Genomic DNA, 19908 nt, shown 5'->3' with positions numbered 1-19908 from the left:
GTAGCTGCTGTTACTCGTTAAACATTTCTGCTATTTCAGACCTTGCTTGATCAAAACCAATGTGGCAACGTGTTGCGAAACGCTGGTTGTATTCTTCGAACTGAGTGACGAGAAATCGGTCCAGTGATTCTTCATTGGGGAACTGCTCTTTGCGCTTGCTGTATTTCTTGATCTTCTTATTGAAGGACTCGATTAAATTGGTGGAGTAGATACTCTTTCGAATGGACTTGGGGAAGTCATAAAACGTGAAAAGATCCTGGTTATCGCTAAGGGATTGAGTGACCTTCGCATATGATTTCTTCCACTTCTCTATAAATGCTTCCATCGCTTCCTCAGCCTTCTCTTTATTATCCGCACGGTAAAGGGTCTTCAGGTCTTCACATATTTCTTTTCGATCTGAAACACGGACTTTATGGGCGATATTACGGGAAACATGGACGAAACAGGTTTGGTACTTGGCCTTGGGGAACACCGAATAAATGCTTTCTTTGATCCCTTTTAATCCATCCGAAATAAAAAGGAGCACCTCCTCAACACCACGAGCTTGAATATCCTCAATTAACTCTTTCCAAACGTACGCAGATTCGGTTGGAGCAATCGTGTAAGCGAGCACCTCTTTAGATCCGTCTTCCCGAATTCCAACGGCAATATAGACAGCTTCCTTGGATACGGTATCTCGCTTGACGGGAAGAAAGGTCGCATCTAAATAAACGCATACGTAACGCTTGGATAAAGTTCGTTGGCGAAATGCTTCTACTTCTTCGCCGATCGCTTTGGTCATGTTTGAAATCGTTTGGGGCGTATAATGGTGGCCATACATTCGTTCAATCAAATTGGATACTTCGGACATGGTGACACCCTTTTGGAACATATGTATGACGAAGGACTCCAGGGTATCGTTGGTGCGCTTATAAGGAGCCACTGTTTGTTGTTTGAACTCTCCATTTCGATCACGAGGGATGGAGATCTCAAGCTCACCATACTCGGTTTTTAAGGTACGGGAATAAGAGCCGTTGCGAGAGTTTCCGGTATGAAAGCCTAGACGATCATACTTTTCGTAGTCTAAGAAGGCTGTCAATTCCGTTTGAAGCAGCGTATTCACCGCGCTTTCCAGGTGGCTGCGAAAGATTTCCGATATATCCTCTTTTTTCACTAGAGCTTGTATAATATCTGATGTAAAATGATCCATAAGGGAAGACCTCTTTTCTTTGGATTGGTTGTGGTGACTTAATTCTACAAGAAAAGGTCTTCCTTTTTCTATTTGGAAAGAATTCTATTTACACAAAATATTTTACACTCTCTATTGTTTGTGACATTTATACCTACATTAACATTTATATTATTCGTTATATTATTCTCTAGTTGGTTGTTATTACTGTCATCTAGATGATTATCAATCGAATTGCTCACATCTGCATGCTCACCATTTACGTTATTTTGTACATTATTGCTAATATCGCTATCGGAGCTTGCGTTTTCACTTTCCGCTGAATCATCCTGCTGCCCATTTAATCCGCTAGTACCTGAACCAATAAGGAAGCATATAGATATAGAAAAAATAACAGCCGTGATTGCTGTTATCACTAATGGAAACAGTTTTTTATTGCTCACAAAAACCCTCCCTCTCACTCATCACATTTTATGAAACCAGGTATATAGTAGTGAGGACTTGGCATGGAACTGGACTATAGTGGAGAAATCAATGGTTATTTCGCGCTGATCCCATTTTGATAAAGAAAAAACGTCAAATGCATACTTGAGTGCTTTTGACGTTTTTTGGTATGGATTTGGTTCATATGAATAAAAGAAAACAAAGTTCAAAAGCTAATACAAATCTGCCAACTAGGAAGGAGTCAAAATAATGGAGAACAAAGACAAGAAAGTGGACAATCAATTTAAAGAAAATAGGAACCATGGAGAACATCGAGATGGTCGGCTTAGCCAATTTAAAAACCACAATGATAAAAATGGAGAAGAACCGAACGAGTATCTTAACAGAGAGCAAGATTAATATGCAGTATGATGTGCGTATGTTTTAGAAAAATAAAATAGACCTCTTTTTTATAGTTGAGGTCTATTTTAAGATTTTTTTTGCTTCAAGAAAACGTTGTACTCCGGTAAACAACTCAACAGCGAAGAATGTCAGTGTCGACCAATATAAAATGCTTGGAAATAATAACATGATACTGAACAAGATAAATCCTTCCGACCGTTCCGCGAAGCCTGCTTGGTAGTAAAACGATTTAACCCCGGATTTTTCAGACACGTTTCCAACCACTAAGAAAACGGTCATCGATATTACGATGGATACACTAAGGAGCAATAGCGGCCACATCACTTCAGGATGAACGTAGGCAAGGGCCACAACCATGGAGACTTCTACGATACGGTCAAAAGTAATATCCATGACTGTGCCAAATGGAGAGGTTTTCGTGTGTCTTGCCATTGTGCCGTCTACAGCATCCAAAAATCCAGATAGCCATAGGAAAATAACGGCGATAATCGGTAAACCTAATACATATAAGATGCTTGTGGAGATTCCTATTAAGAAGGCAAGGATAGTAACTTGATTGGCCGTTCGCCCCTTTTTTAACAACCAGAAGGCAGCTTTATCTATGGGAGGCTGTACAAATTTTCGTGCATGTGTGTCTAACATAAATTCACCCCAAACCTTTTATGGATAACCTAATGAAGTGGTCCCTCTATTATATCAAGGAAAGAACGGAAAACCCATGTTCATGGGGAATCCTTCCACCTCAGGTCATCCATATTATGGAGGACCTGAGGTGGAAGGATATGGGTGATTCCATAAAGAAAAGCTGCTTCCTGTGGGGAAAGCAGCTTTTTCTTCGTTATTCATTCTCTTCTACGAACAGCTGTACCTTTTTCTCTTTTGTCCTTTTCTTAAATACTCGGTTGACATAGTCATCGTTAATGGCAGCAATTTCTTTGTGCAAGAAGAGCATCGGGATAATGTTTGCTATGACCACAAATGCAAGAAGAAGGTCAAGGAACTGCCAAATGAACTTAAGGCCACCAAGAGCCCCGATAAAAGCCGCTATAATATAAACGACCCTCATAACTTTTGCACCCTTCAGGCTAAACAGGTATTCTGCTTGTTTTTCCCCGTAAAATACTAGAACACCAACTGTTGTGATAATGAAGAACAACAGGAAGATTGCCACAAAGATTCCACTAAATGCGTCACCTAACACACTTCCAAAAGCGACATTAATCATATTAGAGGAATTTTCTGCATTAACTTCTTTCCAGGCGCCTGTAACTAAAACAACAAGTCCTGATATTGTACAGATTACAATTGTATCAATAAAAACACTGAAGATCCCCCACATGCCTTGTTTGGAAGGGTGGTCGGTTTGTGCTGCGGAGTGGGCGATGGGCGCTGTACCAATTCCAGCTTCATTAGAATAAAGTCCGCGAGCAACACCAAAGCGAATGGCTTGTGCAATTCCGGCACCGGCAAACCCTCCGGCAGCAGAAATAGGGGTAAAGGCGTGTGTAAAGATCAAGGCGAATACACCTGGAATTTCTTCAATATTTACAAAAATAACAAATAGCCCTACACCTACATAAATAAGTACCATAAATGGTACGATTTTATCCGTTACTTTAGCAATCCGTTTAATCCCGCCAAACACAACGATTGCAATCATGGCACATACGATAATCCCTGTTAAATAGACAGGCCAGCCAAAAGCGCCTTCCGTTTGTGTAGCGATTGAGTTGGATTGCACCATAACACTTGGGATTAATTCAATCATGAGTAAAAAGGCAAAAGCGGAAGCAACCCATTTCCATCCCAGCGCCTTTTTTATGTAATATTGCGGTCCTCCGACCCAAACGTTTTCCTTATTCTTTTCCCGGTATTTCATTCCAAGTATAATTTCTGAATATTTTGTTGCCATTCCAATTAGAGCAACGACCCACATCCAAAACAGAGCGCCAGGTCCACCTAATGCAATAGCTAGAGGCACACCAACAATATTTGTTGCACCTGCAGTTGAAGCCAAGGCTGAAGTAAATGCCTGAAAAGGAGAAATAGTGCCGGGGTGCTTGTTTTTCTTGAAGATTTGTCCGACTGTTTGGTGCAGCACATGACCAAAATGGCGGAATTGGAAAAACTTTAATCGAAACGTGAGGAAAAGTCCTCCGATAATAAGAAGAATGGAAAGAAGGTAAGTCCATAAAAATCCTGATGCACTTGCTACTGCTGTCTCAATAAAACTCCAAATTTCACCCAAAAAATTGGCTCCTCTCTAAAAATGGTATAACCTCATATTCCCGATTCTACATAAATTAAACTAACTTTGCGAATTTTCTGTCGGAACAAGGAAATAATCCCACCTCAGGTCATCCATAATATGGATGACCTGAGGTGGGATTATTTGGGTGTGTTATGATTTAGGTGTTAGGGGGTTGTGTATGATTATTCAAAGGGATGAGTTTCATGAACATAATATGAGCAAACTTATTAAGGGAGCGGTTGTGCCAAGACCGATTGCATGGGTTTCTAGTCTTTCTAATCAAGGAATACGTAACTTGGCCCCATTCAGTTTCTTCACTGTCGCTTCAATGGACCCTATTACCTTATGTTTTTCAGTAGGATCAGAAGGACGCGCGAAGGATACCTTAACGAATGTTAGAGAAACAGGGCAATTCGTCGTCAATATCGTTTCCGAAACTCTCGCTAATCAAATGTATGAAAGCAGTAAAACATTTGAAGCAGACGAAGATGAGTTTAAAGTCGCTGGCTTAAAGGCGGCGAACAGTACGAGCATTCAGCCGCCAAGAGTTAAGGAAGCACCGGTAAGCATGGAGTGTGAGCTTGATCGGATTATCGAGATTGGAACGAATCATCTTATTCTTGGAAAAGTGGTTTGCTACCATATTCAAGAAGATATCTATACTGAAACAGATAAGGTTGATCCTCACAAGCTGGCTCCTGTTGGACGTATGGCTGGTGATTACACGTATGTTAAGGAATTTTATAGGCTGCCAAATGATAAGCTGCCGAAATCAAAGTAATCTAAAAGCACTTGAATCTTAAGAGGATCAAGTGCTTTTTGTGTATATAAGAACTTCCCGAGACTATGTGAAAAAGGATTCTTCCTAAACCGGGTGGGATTCTGACCAAAATTAAAAGGATTCTACCAAAGTCTGGTGATGATTCTGACGAAAACCAGATGGATTCTGTCTAAATTCAAAAAGATTCTCCCCAAAAGCAAGAAGTTTCTTCCTAAACACGAATCTTCCTACATGCTGATGCCTCTTATCATTTTAATAAAAAAAGTACTTCTCAAACGCCAGACAGTTCTATATACTATTACTGTACTACACATACTAATACGGTTAATACAGTTATGTCTCCTGGAGGTGTATTTATGTTTGAGTTAGATATAAGGAGCCGCATTCCCATCTATGAACAGCTTGTTGAGAAGCTCAAACATCTGATTATTAATGATGTCTTACAGCAGGATGAGAAACTTCCGTCTGTTCGTGAACTCGCTCAGCAATTGACGATCAATCCGAATACCATTCAAAAGGCTTATCGTGAGCTCGAAGCACAGGGATACACCTATTCTGTGAAAGGGAAGGGGAGTTTTGTTAACCCTGCTTCTCCATCTAGGGATAAAGAAAAGTTGGCCGAAGTACGATTGGAATTAAGGAAACTTTTTGCAGAAGCCATGTACATTGGGATGACTGCACAAGAAATAGTCGAATTAATTGATGAAGTGAAAGGGGGAACTCCGCATGATTGAAGTAAAGAATATTACGAAGTCATTTGAAAAAGAAACGGTCGTAAATGATGTGAGTTTTCATGTGGAAAAGGGATCGATTTACGGACTGTTAGGATCGAATGGTGCAGGAAAAACAACAGTTATGCGCTTGATCAGTGGAATCTTAAAGCGAGGGGCGGGATCCATCCATGTTTTCGGTGAAGAGATTTTTGAGAATGTATCTGTCAAACATAGACTCGTTTTTATCCCGGATACCCCTTATTTCTTTCCGCAATATACTGTAAAACAGCTTTCAAGGTACTACCGGGAAATGTACTCAAATTGGAATGAGGAACGTTATCAAAAGCTGAAGAACGTGTTTAATTTGAATGAAAATAAAAAAGTGCATCAATTTTCTAAAGGGATGCAAAGGCAGGTAACATTTTGGTTGTCGTTGTCAGCGATGCCTGATGTCTTAATCTTGGATGAACCATTTGATGGACTGGACGCTGTAATGAGAAGAAAAATTAAAAGTTTAATCATCCAGGACGTGGCTGAGCGCGAAATGACGGTGCTTATTTCTTCACACAACCTGCGTGAGGTGGAAGATATATGTGATCATATTGGAATCTTACATAATGGCGAAGTGTTACTTGAGAGAGAACTGGATGATTTGAAAACAGATATACACAAAATCCAAGTGGCATTTGGAAATACCGCTATAGGGCCGCTTCAAAGGAGACTGGATATTTTGTATCAAGAGAAGCGCGGAAGTGTCCATCTCCTCATAGTTAGGGGACAAGAAGAGATGATTAATAAAACGGTTGAAAGGTATTCACCTATTTTGTACGATCGTCTGCCTTTAACATTAGAAGAGATATTTATCTATGAAATGGGGGATGCAGGGTATGCCATCGAAAACATCATCGTTTAAAAGGGAGATCTTTAAACAAGATCTCAGAAATGTAGGATGGGTCAGTTTAGTTTACTTTGCGGGTCTAGTTTTCATCTTGCCGCTCCAGTTAATGATGGATATGAGCAGCCCAAACAGTAGGGAAACTTACTTGGAGAATGGCTTATTTGATCCATTGTTTTTATATGGTATTCAGTTGATTCTGTTATTAATCATACCTGTACTGATGGCCATCTTTTTATTTAGGTATGTGCATGTAAGAGGAGCGGGTGACTTTATTCATAGTCTGCCGATTAAGAGAAGCTCCTTGTTTAACCATCACATGTTCTCAGGAATTCTCCTTTTACTTCTCCCTATTTTAATAATAGGTTTGATTCTATTGATCACGTCTTTTATCTGGGATGTGGGAAATTACTACACGCTCGGGGTCTTAGTTACTGGATGGTTGTCTTTTCGGTGTTTTCGACCTTTCTATTTGTTACAAGTATCTTCGTTGGTTCATTAACTGGATTGTCGGCTGTACAAGGTGTACTAACTTACATTTTATTGCTGTTTCCCGCTGGTATTTACGTGCTGATTTCTTTTAACTTAGAGCTTTTTGTGAGAGGGTTCTCAGATGAAATGGTGACAGCCCAAGCAATTGAAAGGTTTTCCCCAGTAGTTGAGCTACTGATGTACCAGCCAGCTATGATAAATAGGGACGAGGGAAATTTGCCTGTCGCGTTTACAGGTCTGTTTATTTATCTAGGAATGGCTGTCTTATTATACATTGCTGCTCTATTCATCTATAAATATCGTAATTTAGAGAACGGTTCCCAGGCCCTTGCTGTTCACCTGCTTAAACCAGTTTTTAAATATGGTGTGACCTTTTCATTCATGCTGCTTGGAGGCGCATATTTTGGCAGTTCTCAACTTAGTTATTATTGGTTGTATATAGGATATACAATCGGTGCGGTCATCGGTTTCGTGATCTCTGATATGCTCCTGCAAAAAACTTGGAGGGTGTTCAGTGTAAAGCAGCCCAAAGGTATGGGAGTTTATGCAGCAGTGATGGTCGTGCTCATTTTAGCGATACCTATTGCAGCTAGCGGATATGAATCAGCTGTACCAGAAAAGGCTGATGTTAAAAATGTGTACATTGGTTCCAGCTTTCATGATTACCAAAGGAAACTTGAACTAGAAGCTCCCTTTATCAATAAGTCGGGGAACGTTGAAGCTGTACGTGAGATGCACAAGAGGTTAATAGATAAAGCAGAACCTATGGAAAAAGATAACCGCAATCAATCAATCTTCTTAGCTTATGAACTTAACGATGGTGAGAAGGTATTTCGTGAATACCAAGTGGATCAACTAAAGATTCCATATATAGAGGAGGTATATAACAGCGAGGAGTATAAATTACTTGCGAGTGATGTAGTGCACGTAGAGGCATCCAAAGTCGACCGAATTACTCTCCATTCCTCTGCCTCACGGGGAGGTTCTGTACAAATAATCGATTCTGAAAAAATAAAGAAAGCTCTCAATCTTATGGAGAAGGATATAGTAAGTCAAACGTTTCGGAGTATGAGCGAACCGAGGGGGCTTGCAGCAAATTTTGAGGTTATGGCTGGACATGAGTTTTACCATGCTGAACTTCCCTTAAGCTATACCCATTTTAATCAATGGTTAAAAGACGAAGGGTTGTATGATCAAGTGTTTATCCAGGCAAAAGATGTGCACAAAATAGAAATTATTAAAACGAATCAAGGGCTTAAACCTGAGGAAGATTTGTATCAAACGATCATTCGCGAAAAAGGTTTAGAAATAACGGATAAGAAAAAGATCGCGGAGACTATTTCAACTGCCAGCGAGTCTTCAGGAGGAACCTATCTAGTCGGTTTTTATTTCGATGGGGAAGAAATTTCAAGGGTCACCACATTGGAAGCAGATAAAGCTCCAAATTGGATGACAGACCATTTTAAATAACTTTCAAGGAGAGGTAATGAAAGATGGACGGTGACTTTGAGAAAATCTATCAACTTTACTACAACAGAGTCTATCATGCAGCCTTTCGATTAACAAAAGATCATAAACATGCGGAGGATATCCTTCAGGAAACATTTATAAAAGCTTATCAAAAGATAGATCAAATCGAGAAGATTGATAAAATAGGTGCTTGGCTTTCAACGACAGCAACTAGAGCATCAATAGACTTTTTACGCAAAGAAAAGAAAGTTGTCGTTGCGGAAATTGATGAACTCCCTTTGCCGAAGTGTGAAGCACGTTCCATTGTGGAAGAGCATTGTGAAGAAAAAGATATGGAAGAAGCTATCCGCCGAGAGGTGAGCACCTTGTCTCCGAAGTTGAGAAAAGTATTTTACTTGAAATATTATGGCCATTTGAAGGAGTCTGAGATTGCTGAGAGGCTAGAACTATCTGCATCAGCCGTAAAATCTCGCCTTTACCGAGCAAGAATCTGTATGAAAAAGCAGGTGGCAGACTTGGTGGAACAAAATCAAACAGCATGAAAAAACCCGCTCCTAGGCGGGTTTTTATACTTCTGGAGTTGGGGTTGGTTCAGCGTATCCATCTTTATAACGCTCATCAATTTGCTCACGAATTTCCTTTACAGACTTTCCGTTCTGGTATTCAACCATGGCTTCAGCAGCAATCTCTAAACAGACCCCGCATTTCGTTCCATGTTCATCCCAAACAATGGCGCCACTTTCTTTATTTTCATGAATGAAGCAGTCGTAGTTATTTTTATGGCCGACTGAGTCGCCACAGCCACAATAGCATGGAATTTGCTCTAACAAATCTTTATGCTGGGAGGCTGATGTATAAATAAGCTGAATATCCTCTGACTTGCTTTGTAAAAAATCGGGCATTACCTCATAGCTAGGCGTTTCTACACGCTTATCACCATTTACTATGTGGTTTTCTAAATGCTGTGTTGACTGAGGTTGAGATTGAGACTGTGGAGAGGAAGGTTGTGCTTCTTCTTCTGTATGATTGCTCGAGCAACCTGCCATCAGGCTGCCGAGTAAAAAGGATGTAATGATCAATAGCTTAATTTTCATTCATGTATCTCCTTTCAAAGTTGTACTCGCTTTTATCTTAGTCGTTATAGCGGCAGAGGACAAGTGTATGGAAAAAAGTTCGTTATTTAGACATAGAAAAGAGGCAGATCAAATGTCTGCCTCCAGTTTATTTGGTGATTGCAGTGAACCTGTTTCTCCAACAAATTATTTTCCGAATGAGGACAGGAACTTGACGCGGTCGCCCATTGGCGGCACACGGTCATCAACCAAGGCCACCTCTAAAATAGCCGGGCCGTCGGCATTTAGTAGATTCTCAATCGATTCTGCATCAAGATCGCTCATTTCATCAACCCGCATGCTAGGTACACCTAGCGTCCTTGCCATTGCAGCAATATCAACAGGTTGCTGAGCAAACCGTTCATGAGCCCGTTTATACTGAAGAGAGTGGCCATGGTGCACCATTCCAAGGCGGGCATTATTCATAATCACAAATAAGACGGGGATATTGTATTCCTTGGCTGTTAATAGCTCCATCCCATGCATGAAGAAGCAGCCGTCTCCTGTAATACTGACAGTGGGACGCTCCGGGTTAGCTAATTTCGCGCCAATGGCACTGCCGATTCCGCTTCCCATTGCACCAAAATGAACATTTATATCGAAGGAGTCCTGGTCAAGTACGTTCATATGATGGATCACATAAGACATAAACTCGCCAATATCGATTGTATAACGTGTCGTAGCAGGCAGTTTCTCCTGAAGGGTAAGCAGTACATTTTTCGTACTGTACTCTCCATTGATTTCCTCCACTTGGCGCGGCTGAGGATGATACGTTTTTCTATCATATCCCATTCGCTTCAAGCCATTGTTAAGCTCCGACACACACATAGATACATCACCTAGGATAGGCAAATCAACCGGATATTTACGGCCGAATACTTCCTTGTCAAAATCGATCTGGATTGTGAATTTATCTTTAGTGATGTTTGGATTCCAGTTGTTTGTTGCTGTTTCACCAAGGCTCGATCCGAGCACGATCACCGCTTGTTTATCTCCTTCATTGACTAGTTCAGATGCCGATTCATGACCCGCAAAGCCGAATACTCCTTTAAATAGGGGATGCTCATCAGTGAATAGTCCCTTTGCCTGAGGAGAAGTGATGATTGGCCAGTTCAAACGTTCAGCGAGTTCTAGAACATCTGCCACAGATCCGCGTACTCCTTGTCCCGCAAAAATGTAGCCTTGGTCAATCGAAGACAGTTGTTGAAGAGCCTCTTCAATCTGGCGGAAGTCAGGGATGAGCGGCGTGCGTACAGGAAAAGCTGGCATTGAAGAATCAGGAATATCCTCAAGCTGAACATCGATCGGCAAGGCAACATGAACAGGTCCAGGAACACCAGATAGTGCAATTTCACAAGCTTTGTGCACCTCAGACAATAAGTCCTCCGCCCGATCCACACGCACACTGTATTTCGTTATGGGTTGATAAAGAGGAACAGCATCGAGCTCCTGGGAGGCATTCAAGCCCACAGTATTGACTGGTACCGAACCCGTTAAGAAAAGAATAGGCAAGTGCTCACGCATCGCATTAGCTGCGCCCGTCAACAGGTTTGTCCCACCAGGACCGCTGCTTGCGATACAGACAGCAAGCTCCTGTGAGTATTTGGCATAGGCGGCAGCCATATACGAAGCGGCACCTTCATGCTTGGCTACGATCGGTGTGATCGTAGGTATATCATACAATTCATCAAAAAACGCGTTTACAGAACCGGCTGGAATTCCAAAGACATAAGAGACATTACCAGATTGCAAGTAATTCAATACACTGCGAATAGCTTTCATTAATTTGCATCCTCATTTCAATTAAGAGATTTATGGTAAAACCTTTGAATAAAATCATCAGCTGGGACCGGCTGGCTAAAGTAGAAACCTTGGATCATATAGCAGCCGTGTTGTTGAAGGAAATCGATTTGCTCCCGTGTTTCTACGCCTTCAGCGATCACTTCTATTTGCAAGCTGTTTGCTAAGGTAATAATAGTGTTCGTGATTGCCGCATTGTTTTCATTCGTTGAAATATCATCAATGAAAGACTTGTCAATTTTCAGTGTGTCTACAGGGAAGTCCTTCAAATAACCTAAGGATGAAAAGCCTGTTCCAAAGTCGTCAATAGAAATCTTAATGCCTAAAGCTTTTAATTGATGAATGGTGGCTAAGGTGTTGTTTGTATTATGGATAATCAAGTTCTCTGTAAGCTCAAGTTCTAAGCAATGGGGAGGGAGTTCAGTTTCTCTAAGTATTTGTTGGACACTTTGAACGAGTTCGTCTTGATTAAATTGCTGCGGCGATAAGTTCACAGAAACGGCCATTGACGTGTACCCATGGTCATGCCAGCTTTTTGTTTGTTCACAAGCCCTCTTAAGAACCCATTCACCTATATCTGTAATGAGGCCTGTTTCTTCGGCTAATGGGATAAATTCATTTGGAGCAACAATGCCTTTATTGGGACGCTGCCAGCGGATTAATGCTTCTACTCCTACAATTTCACTCGTACTTGTATTGACCTTCGGCTGATAATGTAACAAAAACTCATTGTTCGCAAGCGCTTTATACAAATCATTTTCCAGTTCGATGCTTTCCAACGAACGGTCTTCAATATCAGGGGTATAAACTTGGAAACGGTCCCCGAGAGTGCTTTTGCTTTGTACATAGCGACATCTGCGTGTTTGATCAGCTGCTCGGAATTGATGCCATTCTGTGGAAAAAGACTGACACCAATACTTGTTTTAATAGTGATTTCCTGTCCATTTATATAGAAAGGTTCAGAAAAGGCTTTCAAAATTTCACAAGCACAATCCTCAGCATCCATTACAGAAGACACTTTTGGCAGCAATATGATAAATTCATCACCTCCCTGACGAGAAACAGTGTTTTCTTTAGAAAGGGTGGCTGTGAGACGTTCAGCTATTTTCTTTAGGACGATATCCCCGAATGCATGACCGAATGTATCGTTAATTTTCTTAAAGCGGTCGAGGTCTAAGAATAAGATGCCAAGGGAACTGTGGTTAAGCTCAGCAAAAGTTAAGGCTTGACTTAGTCTGTCATTGAATAGTATACGGTTAGGAATGTTCGTTACACTATCGTAATAGGCGTGATACTTAATTTTCTCTTCCATTTGCTTGCGACTGGTTACATCTTTAAAGGTAATGACGTAACCGACCGTTTTTTCATGTTCGATTTGTGGTGTGATGACATATTCAACTGGGAACTTAGACCGGTCTTTTTTGTAGAAGTAATCCTCGTTTCCTGTTTTATTGTTTAAGTGATCCTCAGGGAAACAGTTGAAAGGGAATGGATCTTTGATATCAAAAATTTCCTCACATGTTTCCCCGATTAATTCCTGTTGGTCACAATAGCCGAGAATTTTTGCAGCAGACGGATTGCAAAACGTAATGGTACCTGCTAGATCGAGACCGAAAATGCCTTCACCAGCAGAATTTAAGATAAGCTCTTTCACTCGACTTATTTGTTTGACTTCTGTAATCATATGCTCAAGCTCTTGATTCTTCGTGGTCAGTTCAGATGTTCGTTCCGAGATGATCAATTCCTGCTTTTCAATATAAAGCAAGTTCGAAAGTACAGGGGCTGTCGCATCGACAATCGATTCCGCAAGCTGCATGACAGATTTAGAGTAGGCTTTCCCTTTTTCCTTAAGGTTTACGATCGCTACCATGCCAAGGACTTCCCCGACTGCTACAAACGGAATCACATATAATCCTTTGATGCCAAAGTTTAGACATAATTCGTGGTTCGGCCTTGGATCGTTAAGAGTATCTGGGATGAGGATGGATTTCTTTGTTTTAGCAACTTCTTGAAAAACGGGATCCTCATGAATATCAACACCTAATCGGTAATGGGTCTGCTTCCAGTCTTCTTCTGCCCAATCACTATGTTTGCTTAAACTGGCTGGTTGTACATGATGGGAGGCGACAGGGTCAAGGAAATGTGCCCCGATATTTGGGTTGCTTAACACTTCACCTAAATAGGCAAAGCACTGGTCCATAACCTCTCTTAATGTAGAACAATGGGAGAGGTCACGGGTGACATTAAGCAGCAGCTGCTTTTCCGAAATAAGGTCTTCCTTACGAGTTAAGTTATTTGCATTTCTAACGGCAACAGCTGCCATATTCACATAGGCCTCGATCGATTCAATTTCAGAGTTTGTTAGATTCATGGGGATTCCATAATCAAATAGGAATACAAGGCCATAGAGTTCTTGTTCATATGACATAGGCAGCACAAGTAATGACTTAATTTGAAAGGCTTGAACATTACGCGGGTCTGGCCTGTCGTCCACCGATGTATCTGGTATATAAATGGCTTCCCTTGTCTCAATCACCTCTTTCGCAAGGTGGTCCATATCTAAATCTATGACGTGCCTATCCAGGGACATCTCGTTGATCAACTCAGGCTTGCCGACAAAACCTCGATACGTTCCATCATCTTGAGGTAAATAGATCCCTACAGAATCACAAGAGACGATTTCCTCAGAGATCGCTGTGACGACGTGTTCAAGGGCCTCTCTTAACTCGAGATTGGTATTAATCAATTTAGTAATTTGCGCAAGGCGAGAATATCTAGTTTGTTCATTTGCCACAGTCACCCCTCCAATGACCTAGTAGTTTAGGAATGTAATGCCCTCCTTTCTTACATATAATAGAACCTTTTTACAAGAAAGATCAGGAAAATTTACGTTGACATGGAATAATTTGTACTTGCCTTGGTACTATCATAACAGATTAATAATGTATCCTGCACCAACACCGAGAAGAACGACTGCCCATGCTGGAACTTTATAAAAATGCAGACAAACAAATAGGATTGCAGCAAGTGCAAAGTCTTTGCCATCCATAATGGAACTCGTAATTACTGGATCATAAAAAGCAGCTAGTAGAATCCCTACAACACTGGCATTAACACCCATTAGTAATCCTTGAAAGGCTGGACGTTTTCTTAGTTCATTTAAAAAAGGTAATGCAGCAATCAGGAATAAGAAGGATGGCAGAAAAATACCAGCTGTAGCAACGATCATCCCAGTAAATCCTTCAATCATTGTTCCTAAATAACTGGCAAATGTAAATAATGGACCAGGAACAGCCTGTGCCATCCCATACCCAGCCAGAAACTCACTGGCCGTAAGCCATCCTGTTGGTACAACTTCCCGTTCGATCATCGGTAAAACGACATGGCCGCCCCCAAATACAAGGGATCCAACACGGAAAAACGTATCGAATAGCTGCACGAGAATGTGGTCTGTTGCATTTGCTATAATCGGCATCACGATAAGAAGTCCAATGAGAATCGTTAAAGAAATAGCTCCTGCTTTTTTAGAAAAAGTAACCGGAAAAGGGGTGACTTTTGCATCAGCCAATTTGCTGAAAAGCTTTAAACCGATAAGTCCTGCTGCAATAATGATTAAAATTTGCATCCATGCGGAAGGGTACAGAAGCATGACGGTGGCTGCGGCGATTGCGATTGTTATTCTCGGTTTATCAGGTGTGAGTTTCTTCCCTAAACCAATTAATGCATGCAGGACAACAGCTGCTGCAACGACCTTCAAGCTACTAATGAACCCAGCGTCCCCGAGGTCGAATGTTTGATAGAGCAGTGCAAAGATGGTTAAAACGATAATGGATGGGAGGGTAAATCCAAGAAACGATATAATACCTCCGAGTAGTCCCCCACGCAGCATTCCGATTGCAATCCCGACTTGACTGCTTGCCGGCCCAGGGAGAAACTGACACAAAGCAATAATATCGGCATACGTTTTGTCATCCAGCCACTTCTTTCGATCAATGTACTCATCTTTAAAATAGCCGAGATGGGCAACAGGCCCGCCAAAGGATGTGAAACCAAGTTTTGTCGATGCTAATAAGATTTCCAATAAAGTCCCCTTAGGTTTATTCATCATTCATTCCTCCTATGATTTTCATTTAGAACTTCGCGAGCAAGCTCACGGACCTGCTGCTTTCCTTCTTCAAGAGTCAAGCGGCCTTTGTCCGTAATCGTGTAATACTTCCTCACCTTGCCATTTACCGTTTCCTCGTATTTATGGAGCAAGCCATTTGTGTACAGCGAGTTTAACGTCGGGTAGAGAGTGCCAGGGCTGATTTCATATCCATGTGAAGCAAGCTCTTCCATTAAAAAAGCACCATAAATCGGCTCGACATCGGCATGATAGAGGATATGTATTTTAATAGATCCTAGGAAAAAGTCCCGTAAAATAAGTCATTCCTCCTTTGATATCGTAACGCGATATCAATATACGATATTGGAGTGAAAAAGACAATGACTTCTTCGGAGAATTTACGTAGGCTTTACATTTCGCAGGGGTTTGAATTTTTTTGACGGAGAAGAGGTGAAATTAATATTAACTTTTCGATAGCGAACAATTCGCCTTCGTTAAAGAACAATCCCTATGAGTTAGGGAACAATATTCCAAGTTAGGGACCAATCGCATAGTGTTAGGGAACAATTATCTTGTACTAGGGAACAATCCTCAATCATCTTAGTCTAGGGCGTATCTAATCTATTTCTTATATGATCAGATGTTCACCTACATCTATATAAGGGTATATCAATAAAAGAAGATCAATGCATAGGAAGGTGGTCGTATGAAGGATATCATAAAAAAGGGAGACCAATTTATTGCTAAGGAAGAAGGAGAGCTTATCGCGGAGATTTCTGTTGTTCCCGCTGGAAGTGACCAGCTTATTGTAGATCACACTTTTGTTTCTGAGGAGCGTCGCGGGGAAGGGATTGGTGAGAAACTCATTAAGGAGGTTGTACAGTTCGCCCGTAACGAGGGGAAAACGATTATTCCACTCTGCTCTTTTACAAAGAGTGTAATAGACCGAAATGAGAACCATCAGGACGTATTAGCAAAATAATCTAATGAAATATGAAAAAACTCCTAAAGCTATCCGGCTTTTCCCCGTTTAGCTTTAGGAGTTTTTTTATTTCGTAAGGGTTTCGACGATTTTGTCGATTGACATACTGTGAGCAATCACACCATCAATTGTCCAGTGGCTCGGTTCATTCATTACATAGACCTGGCCGTTTTCAACCGCAGGGGTGCTCTGCCAAACCGAACTGCTTTTAAGTGTTTCAAAGCCGGCTTCGCCTTCCTTTCCAATCAAGAAAACATGATCAGCATCGAGCTGGCCTAACTTTTCTAGTGACATTGGGTTCCACTGACCTTCCGCTTCAGGAAGATTTTTAACAAATTCAGGCTGGGTCACACCCATTTCGTTGTATACAATTTCAGCAGCATAACGAGTATTTTCAAAGACGAAAAATTGGTCACCCATTGTCCAGACAAATGCTACGGATTCATCGCCAATGGATTCTTGCAGACTTGCTTTAGCTTCTTCTACCTTTTTGTCAAAATCAGCGAGGGCTTGCTTGGCTTTATCTTGCTTACTTAAAATTTCGCCCATTTGCGTAAGTTGTTTTCTCCAGTCTGAGCTTACCTCATCTTTGTACACGTATGTCGGAGCAATTTTATTGTAATCTTCATAACTTCCGTTTTGCAAAGAGGATGGGGAGCTGAAAATAAGCAGGTCCGGATTATGCTTAATCACCTGTTCTGGCGGCAGATCCCAGGCAATTTTCGGAACATCTTCAAGCTGTGGCTGCAGGTAGTCAAGAACGTCATTACCTATCGACCATTGTGCTGCAGGTGTTACACCCAAAGCAACAAGGGAGTCTTCTAAGTATGGAGCAATGATTTTCTCGGGGTTGGCTGGTATGGTTACCTCACCTGACGCATGCTCAAGTGTGCGTTCTTTGTCCGCAGTTTCTTCTTCATTACTTGCATCTGAAGAGCTTTCGCCGTTCCCACTTCCGCAAGCGCTTATGATAGTCAGGACGAATAGCAAACTAAATAGTAAAAGTATTTTCTTGTTAACCATGACTTACCTCCTAATGATGTATAATCTGCGTTTCACCTACGATAATGATAATCATTTTCATTTAATCAGTCAATTATTATTTTAGTATTTGGATAAAATCTTGAATTATGAGAAAGAGAATTATATACTGGTTTAAGTGATAATGATTCTCAATTTAGTTTACATAGAATGATCGTTGTCTGTAGGAAGTAGAGAGGGTTGAATGACGTTGAGCGAATTAGAGAAGTCTCATATAGAAGGATTAACGAGCCGTTTTTTTCGTGCGGCGATTATTTTTATCTGCGGGGTTGCTGCACTTATCGTATCAATAGGGTTATCGGTTACCTTAGGTGTAACAGACATTAAACTTGCGACGGTATGGCAAGCTGTTTTTGTATTTGATCCGGAGCTTACCAACCATCAGGTTATTAGGGAGTTAAGACTTCCAAGAGCCATCGGTGCAGCGCTTATTGGGAGCTTCTTAGCCGTATCTGGTGCCGTTATGCAGGGGCTTACGAGAAACCCGCTTGCTTCTCCTTCCATTATGGGGGTGAGTCACGGTGCGGCCTTTGCTTTAATTATCGCGCTTATCTTTTTCCCTGCTGTCACAAACCTTGGCATGACATTTGCTTCCTTCGCAGGGGCAGGGATAGCGGTGATTCTTGTGTTTGCCGTTGGATCTTTTTCAAAAGGTGGACTTACCCCAGTTAAACTTGCGCTGGCAGGTGTCGCTGTAGGTGGTATGCTCAGCTCACTTTCCTCGGCGTTTTCCCTTCACTTTCAAGTGGCCAAGCAGATGAGCTTCTGGTATGCCGGAGATTTATCTGGTACGAATTGGCTGTCAGTACAATTGTTATTAGGCGCTGGAGTCGTCGGTTTACTATTAGCCTTGATCATTTCGCGGGCTGTAACCATTTTAAGTTTAGGAGAAGAAGTGTCAAAAGGGCTTGGCCAAAACACGCTGGTCGTTAAAACCCTTGGTGTGATCGTTGTGCTTGTCTTGACGGGTGCAGCTGTTTCTGTAGCAGGAACCGTAGGGTTTGTCGGTCTTGTGATTCCGCATATTGTACGCTTTCTCGTTGGAACGGATTACCGTTTGATTATTCCGGTGTCGGCTGTTCTTGGCGGATTGCTTCTCGTCATTGCTGACATTGGTGCCCGGCTCGTTAATGCGCCGTATGAAACACCGGTTGGCGCCATTACGGCTTGTATTGGGGTACCGTTCTTTCTTTATCTCGCTCGCGGAGAAAGGAGCGGGTTATAATGAAACATTTTTCCGTACAAGGCCGGAGCCGTTTTTGGTGGACGATGAGCAGCTTATTCATTCTTATCCTGGTGATGCTATTTGTCAGTTTGAATACGGGAGTTGTGCAAATTGCACCGAATGATGTGATTCGTACATTAGTAGGATTAGGAGATGAGAGGCAAGAGCTTGTATTATTTGACTTTCGACTGCCACGGATGGTGTTAGCGTTGCTAGTTGGCGCCGGCTTTGGCATTTCCGGCGCCATCTTACAGGGAGTCACGAAAAATGAACTGGCTGACCCTGGTATATTGGGGATCAACACGGGAGCTGGCTTAGCGGTTGTTGTCTATATCTTCTTTTTTCAAAGCTCAATGGCCAGTATCAGTGGACTTGGTGTCTACATTCTTCCGCTATTTGCCTTGATTGGGGCATTCACAGCGGCCATTCTTGTATACTTTTTAGCATGGAAAAAAGGGGTTAATCCTGTACGGCTGATTCTCGTTGGAATCGGTGTCAATGCTGGGTTTAGTGCGGCCCTGATCGTTTTTCAAATTAAAATGAACCCACAAGATTTCACGAAGGCGCTAGTATGGCTGTCCGGGGATATATGGGGATCAAGCTGGAGCTTTGTATTAGCCTTGTTGCCGTGGATTGTAGCCTTGATCATTTACAGCCTATATAAATCCCCAGTCATCAATATCTTAAACTTGGGTGAGCAAATGGCCGTTGGCTTAGGTGCTCGGGTTGAGAGGGAGCGCCGGTTTCTACTATTATTAGCCGTTGCTATAGCGGGATTGTGTGTAGCTGCTGCTGGTGGAATTGCCTTTCTCGGTCTTGTCGCTCCGCACATCGCTCGAAGAATTGTTGGACCTAAACATCAGCAACTCCTTCCGGTCACCGCATTACTAGGTGCCTTGATTTTACTTGTTGCAGACACAATCGGAAAGAATATTATCGCACCAGCAGAGATTCCAGTTGGTATTGTCGTAACCATTGTAAGCACACCTTATTTTATCTATCTGCTCATGAAAACGAACTAATAAAG

The 19908-nt window shown here is 41.7% G+C and carries 19 protein-coding genes and 1 pseudogene; 10 read left to right on the top strand and 10 right to left on the bottom strand.

Annotated elements, in window-relative coordinates:
- Nucleotides 1-10: 10 nt before the first annotated feature.
- Together MUO15_RS12495 and MUO15_RS12490 are read right to left on the bottom strand one after the other, a co-directional pair.
- On the bottom strand, nucleotides 11-1189 hold the full coding sequence (locus MUO15_RS12495; RefSeq protein ID WP_245029549.1) for an IS256 family transposase: 1179 nt from the start codon (nucleotides 1187-1189) through the stop codon (nucleotides 11-13).
- A gap of 68 nt (nucleotides 1190-1257) precedes the next feature.
- Nucleotides 1258-1611 (bottom strand): hypothetical protein, encoded by a 354-nt coding sequence (locus tag MUO15_RS12490; protein WP_245029605.1) that lies wholly within the window; start codon nucleotides 1609-1611, stop codon nucleotides 1258-1260.
- Nucleotides 1612-1861: 250 nt separating this feature from the next.
- Here MUO15_RS12490 and MUO15_RS12485 point away from each other — a divergent pair, with 250 nt between their 5' ends.
- On the top strand, nucleotides 1862-2011 hold the full coding sequence (locus tag MUO15_RS12485) for a hypothetical protein (protein WP_245029603.1): 150 nt from the start codon (nucleotides 1862-1864) through the stop codon (nucleotides 2009-2011).
- Between the two features lie 63 nt (nucleotides 2012-2074).
- Here the strand turns inward: MUO15_RS12485 and MUO15_RS12480 are convergent, their stop codons facing one another.
- Both MUO15_RS12480 and MUO15_RS12475 read right to left on the bottom strand, forming a co-directional pair.
- Entirely contained in the window at nucleotides 2075-2656 is a 582-nt protein-coding gene (locus MUO15_RS12480) for a CDP-alcohol phosphatidyltransferase family protein (protein ID WP_245029601.1), read from the bottom strand.
- A 196-nt stretch (nucleotides 2657-2852) separates the two neighbouring features.
- On the bottom strand, nucleotides 2853-4262 hold the full coding sequence (locus MUO15_RS12475) for an alanine/glycine:cation symporter family protein (RefSeq protein ID WP_245029599.1): 1410 nt from the start codon (nucleotides 4260-4262) through the stop codon (nucleotides 2853-2855).
- A 181-nt stretch (nucleotides 4263-4443) separates the two neighbouring features.
- On the opposite strand from MUO15_RS12475, the gene MUO15_RS12470 reads away from it, so the two are divergent.
- The 6 genes from MUO15_RS12470 to MUO15_RS12445 all read left to right on the top strand — a co-directional run bounded on the left by MUO15_RS12470 (nucleotide 4444) and on the right by MUO15_RS12445 (nucleotide 9158).
- On the top strand, nucleotides 4444-5046 hold the full coding sequence (locus MUO15_RS12470; protein WP_245029597.1) for a flavin reductase family protein: 603 nt from the start codon (nucleotides 4444-4446) through the stop codon (nucleotides 5044-5046).
- 356 nt (nucleotides 5047-5402) lie between these two features.
- The gene (locus MUO15_RS12465; protein ID WP_245029595.1) at nucleotides 5403-5780 is read left to right on the top strand and encodes a GntR family transcriptional regulator; all 378 of its coding nucleotides are present in this window, start codon (nucleotides 5403-5405) and stop codon (nucleotides 5778-5780) included.
- Complete coding sequence (locus tag MUO15_RS12460; protein ID WP_245029594.1) at nucleotides 5773-6672, top strand: ABC transporter ATP-binding protein; 900 nt, start codon at nucleotides 5773-5775, stop codon at nucleotides 6670-6672. The genes MUO15_RS12465 and MUO15_RS12460 overlap by 8 nt, the downstream gene beginning before the upstream one ends.
- Nucleotides 6647-7156, top strand: coding sequence for a hypothetical protein (locus MUO15_RS12455; RefSeq protein WP_245029593.1), 510 nt, complete (start codon nucleotides 6647-6649; stop codon nucleotides 7154-7156). Before MUO15_RS12460 ends, MUO15_RS12455 begins: the two co-directional genes overlap by 26 nt.
- Nucleotides 7108-8616 (top strand): lysoplasmalogenase, encoded by a 1509-nt coding sequence (locus MUO15_RS12450; RefSeq protein WP_245029592.1) that lies wholly within the window; start codon nucleotides 7108-7110, stop codon nucleotides 8614-8616. Before MUO15_RS12455 ends, MUO15_RS12450 begins: the two co-directional genes overlap by 49 nt.
- A 23-nt stretch (nucleotides 8617-8639) precedes the next feature.
- Nucleotides 8640-9158 carry an RNA polymerase sigma factor gene (locus MUO15_RS12445; RefSeq protein WP_245029591.1) on the top strand — a complete coding sequence of 173 codons (519 nt, stop codon included), beginning with the start codon at nucleotides 8640-8642 and terminating at the stop codon, nucleotides 9156-9158.
- Between the two features lie 24 nt (nucleotides 9159-9182).
- Here the strand turns inward: MUO15_RS12445 and MUO15_RS12440 are convergent, their stop codons facing one another.
- From MUO15_RS12440 to MUO15_RS12420, 5 genes and pseudogenes are all read right to left on the bottom strand, one after another.
- Nucleotides 9183-9710, bottom strand: coding sequence for a PCYCGC domain-containing protein (locus MUO15_RS12440; protein WP_245029590.1), 528 nt, complete (start codon nucleotides 9708-9710; stop codon nucleotides 9183-9185).
- 165 nt (nucleotides 9711-9875) lie between these two features.
- Nucleotides 9876-11510 carry a thiamine pyrophosphate-binding protein gene (locus MUO15_RS12435; RefSeq protein WP_245029589.1) on the bottom strand — a complete coding sequence of 545 codons (1635 nt, stop codon included), beginning with the start codon at nucleotides 11508-11510 and terminating at the stop codon, nucleotides 9876-9878.
- Nucleotides 11511-11527: 17 nt separating this feature from the next.
- A pseudogene (locus MUO15_RS12430) lies at nucleotides 11528-14322 on the bottom strand (EAL domain-containing protein).
- 132 nt (nucleotides 14323-14454) lie between these two features.
- Nucleotides 14455-15633: a chromate efflux transporter gene (chrA, locus tag MUO15_RS12425; RefSeq protein ID WP_245029588.1), complete on the bottom strand. Its 1179-nt coding sequence runs from the start codon at nucleotides 15631-15633 to the stop codon at nucleotides 14455-14457.
- Nucleotides 15633-15950: a PadR family transcriptional regulator gene (locus MUO15_RS12420; protein WP_245036013.1), complete on the bottom strand. Its 318-nt coding sequence runs from the start codon at nucleotides 15948-15950 to the stop codon at nucleotides 15633-15635. The genes chrA and MUO15_RS12420 overlap by 1 nt, the downstream gene beginning before the upstream one ends.
- A 389-nt stretch (nucleotides 15951-16339) precedes the next feature.
- Between MUO15_RS12420 and MUO15_RS12415 the strand changes: the two genes are divergently transcribed.
- A complete protein-coding gene (locus MUO15_RS12415) occupies nucleotides 16340-16615 on the top strand; it encodes a GNAT family N-acetyltransferase (protein WP_245029587.1) in 276 nt (91 codons plus the stop codon).
- A 66-nt stretch (nucleotides 16616-16681) separates the two neighbouring features.
- Here the strand turns inward: MUO15_RS12415 and MUO15_RS12410 are convergent, their stop codons facing one another.
- Nucleotides 16682-17638: an ABC transporter substrate-binding protein gene (locus tag MUO15_RS12410; RefSeq protein ID WP_245029586.1), complete on the bottom strand. Its 957-nt coding sequence runs from the start codon at nucleotides 17636-17638 to the stop codon at nucleotides 16682-16684.
- Between the two features lie 202 nt (nucleotides 17639-17840).
- Between MUO15_RS12410 and MUO15_RS12405 the strand changes: the two genes are divergently transcribed.
- Both MUO15_RS12405 and MUO15_RS12400 read left to right on the top strand, forming a co-directional pair.
- The gene (locus MUO15_RS12405) at nucleotides 17841-18881 is read left to right on the top strand and encodes a FecCD family ABC transporter permease (RefSeq protein ID WP_245029585.1); all 1041 of its coding nucleotides are present in this window, start codon (nucleotides 17841-17843) and stop codon (nucleotides 18879-18881) included.
- Nucleotides 18881-19903: a FecCD family ABC transporter permease gene (locus MUO15_RS12400; protein WP_245029584.1), complete on the top strand. Its 1023-nt coding sequence runs from the start codon at nucleotides 18881-18883 to the stop codon at nucleotides 19901-19903. The genes MUO15_RS12405 and MUO15_RS12400 overlap by 1 nt, the downstream gene beginning before the upstream one ends.
- The last annotated feature ends 5 nt before the right edge of the window (nucleotides 19904-19908 follow it).

Origin of the sequence: Halobacillus amylolyticus (genome assembly GCF_022921115.1) — a bacterium.
In the GTDB taxonomy this organism is placed as follows: Bacteria; Bacillota; Bacilli; order Bacillales; family Halobacillaceae; genus Halobacillus_A; species Halobacillus_A amylolyticus.
The sequence above is the reverse complement of the archived record's forward strand: the minus strand, read 5'-3'. Positions and strand labels throughout refer to the sequence as shown.

Excerpts from the sequence above, each read along its gene's own strand:
- MUO15_RS12495 (WP_245029549.1), bottom strand. The coding sequence starts at position 1,189 with ATGGATCATTTTACATCAGATATTATACAAGCTCTAGTGAAAAAAGAG.
- MUO15_RS12415 (WP_245029587.1), top strand. The coding sequence starts at position 16,340 with ATGAAGGATATCATAAAAAAGGGAGACCAATTTATTGCTAAGGAAGAA.
- chrA (WP_245029588.1), bottom strand. The coding sequence starts at position 15,633 with ATGAATAAACCTAAGGGGACTTTATTGGAAATCTTATTAGCATCGACA.
- MUO15_RS12465 (WP_245029595.1), top strand. The coding sequence starts at position 5,403 with ATGTTTGAGTTAGATATAAGGAGCCGCATTCCCATCTATGAACAGCTT.
- MUO15_RS12470 (WP_245029597.1), top strand. The coding sequence starts at position 4,444 with ATGATTATTCAAAGGGATGAGTTTCATGAACATAATATGAGCAAACTT.
- MUO15_RS12440 (WP_245029590.1), bottom strand. The coding sequence starts at position 9,710 with ATGAAAATTAAGCTATTGATCATTACATCCTTTTTACTCGGCAGCCTG.
- MUO15_RS12485 (WP_245029603.1), top strand. The coding sequence starts at position 1,862 with ATGGAGAACAAAGACAAGAAAGTGGACAATCAATTTAAAGAAAATAGG.
- MUO15_RS12400 (WP_245029584.1), top strand. The coding sequence starts at position 18,881 with ATGAAACATTTTTCCGTACAAGGCCGGAGCCGTTTTTGGTGGACGATG.
- MUO15_RS12410 (WP_245029586.1), bottom strand. The coding sequence starts at position 17,638 with ATGGTTAACAAGAAAATACTTTTACTATTTAGTTTGCTATTCGTCCTG.
- MUO15_RS12435 (WP_245029589.1), bottom strand. The coding sequence starts at position 11,510 with ATGAAAGCTATTCGCAGTGTATTGAATTACTTGCAATCTGGTAATGTC.
- MUO15_RS12445 (WP_245029591.1), top strand. The coding sequence starts at position 8,640 with ATGGACGGTGACTTTGAGAAAATCTATCAACTTTACTACAACAGAGTC.
- MUO15_RS12460 (WP_245029594.1), top strand. The coding sequence starts at position 5,773 with ATGATTGAAGTAAAGAATATTACGAAGTCATTTGAAAAAGAAACGGTC.
- MUO15_RS12480 (WP_245029601.1), bottom strand. The coding sequence starts at position 2,656 with ATGTTAGACACACATGCACGAAAATTTGTACAGCCTCCCATAGATAAA.
- MUO15_RS12405 (WP_245029585.1), top strand. The coding sequence starts at position 17,841 with ATGACGTTGAGCGAATTAGAGAAGTCTCATATAGAAGGATTAACGAGC.
- MUO15_RS12455 (WP_245029593.1), top strand. The coding sequence starts at position 6,647 with ATGCCATCGAAAACATCATCGTTTAAAAGGGAGATCTTTAAACAAGAT.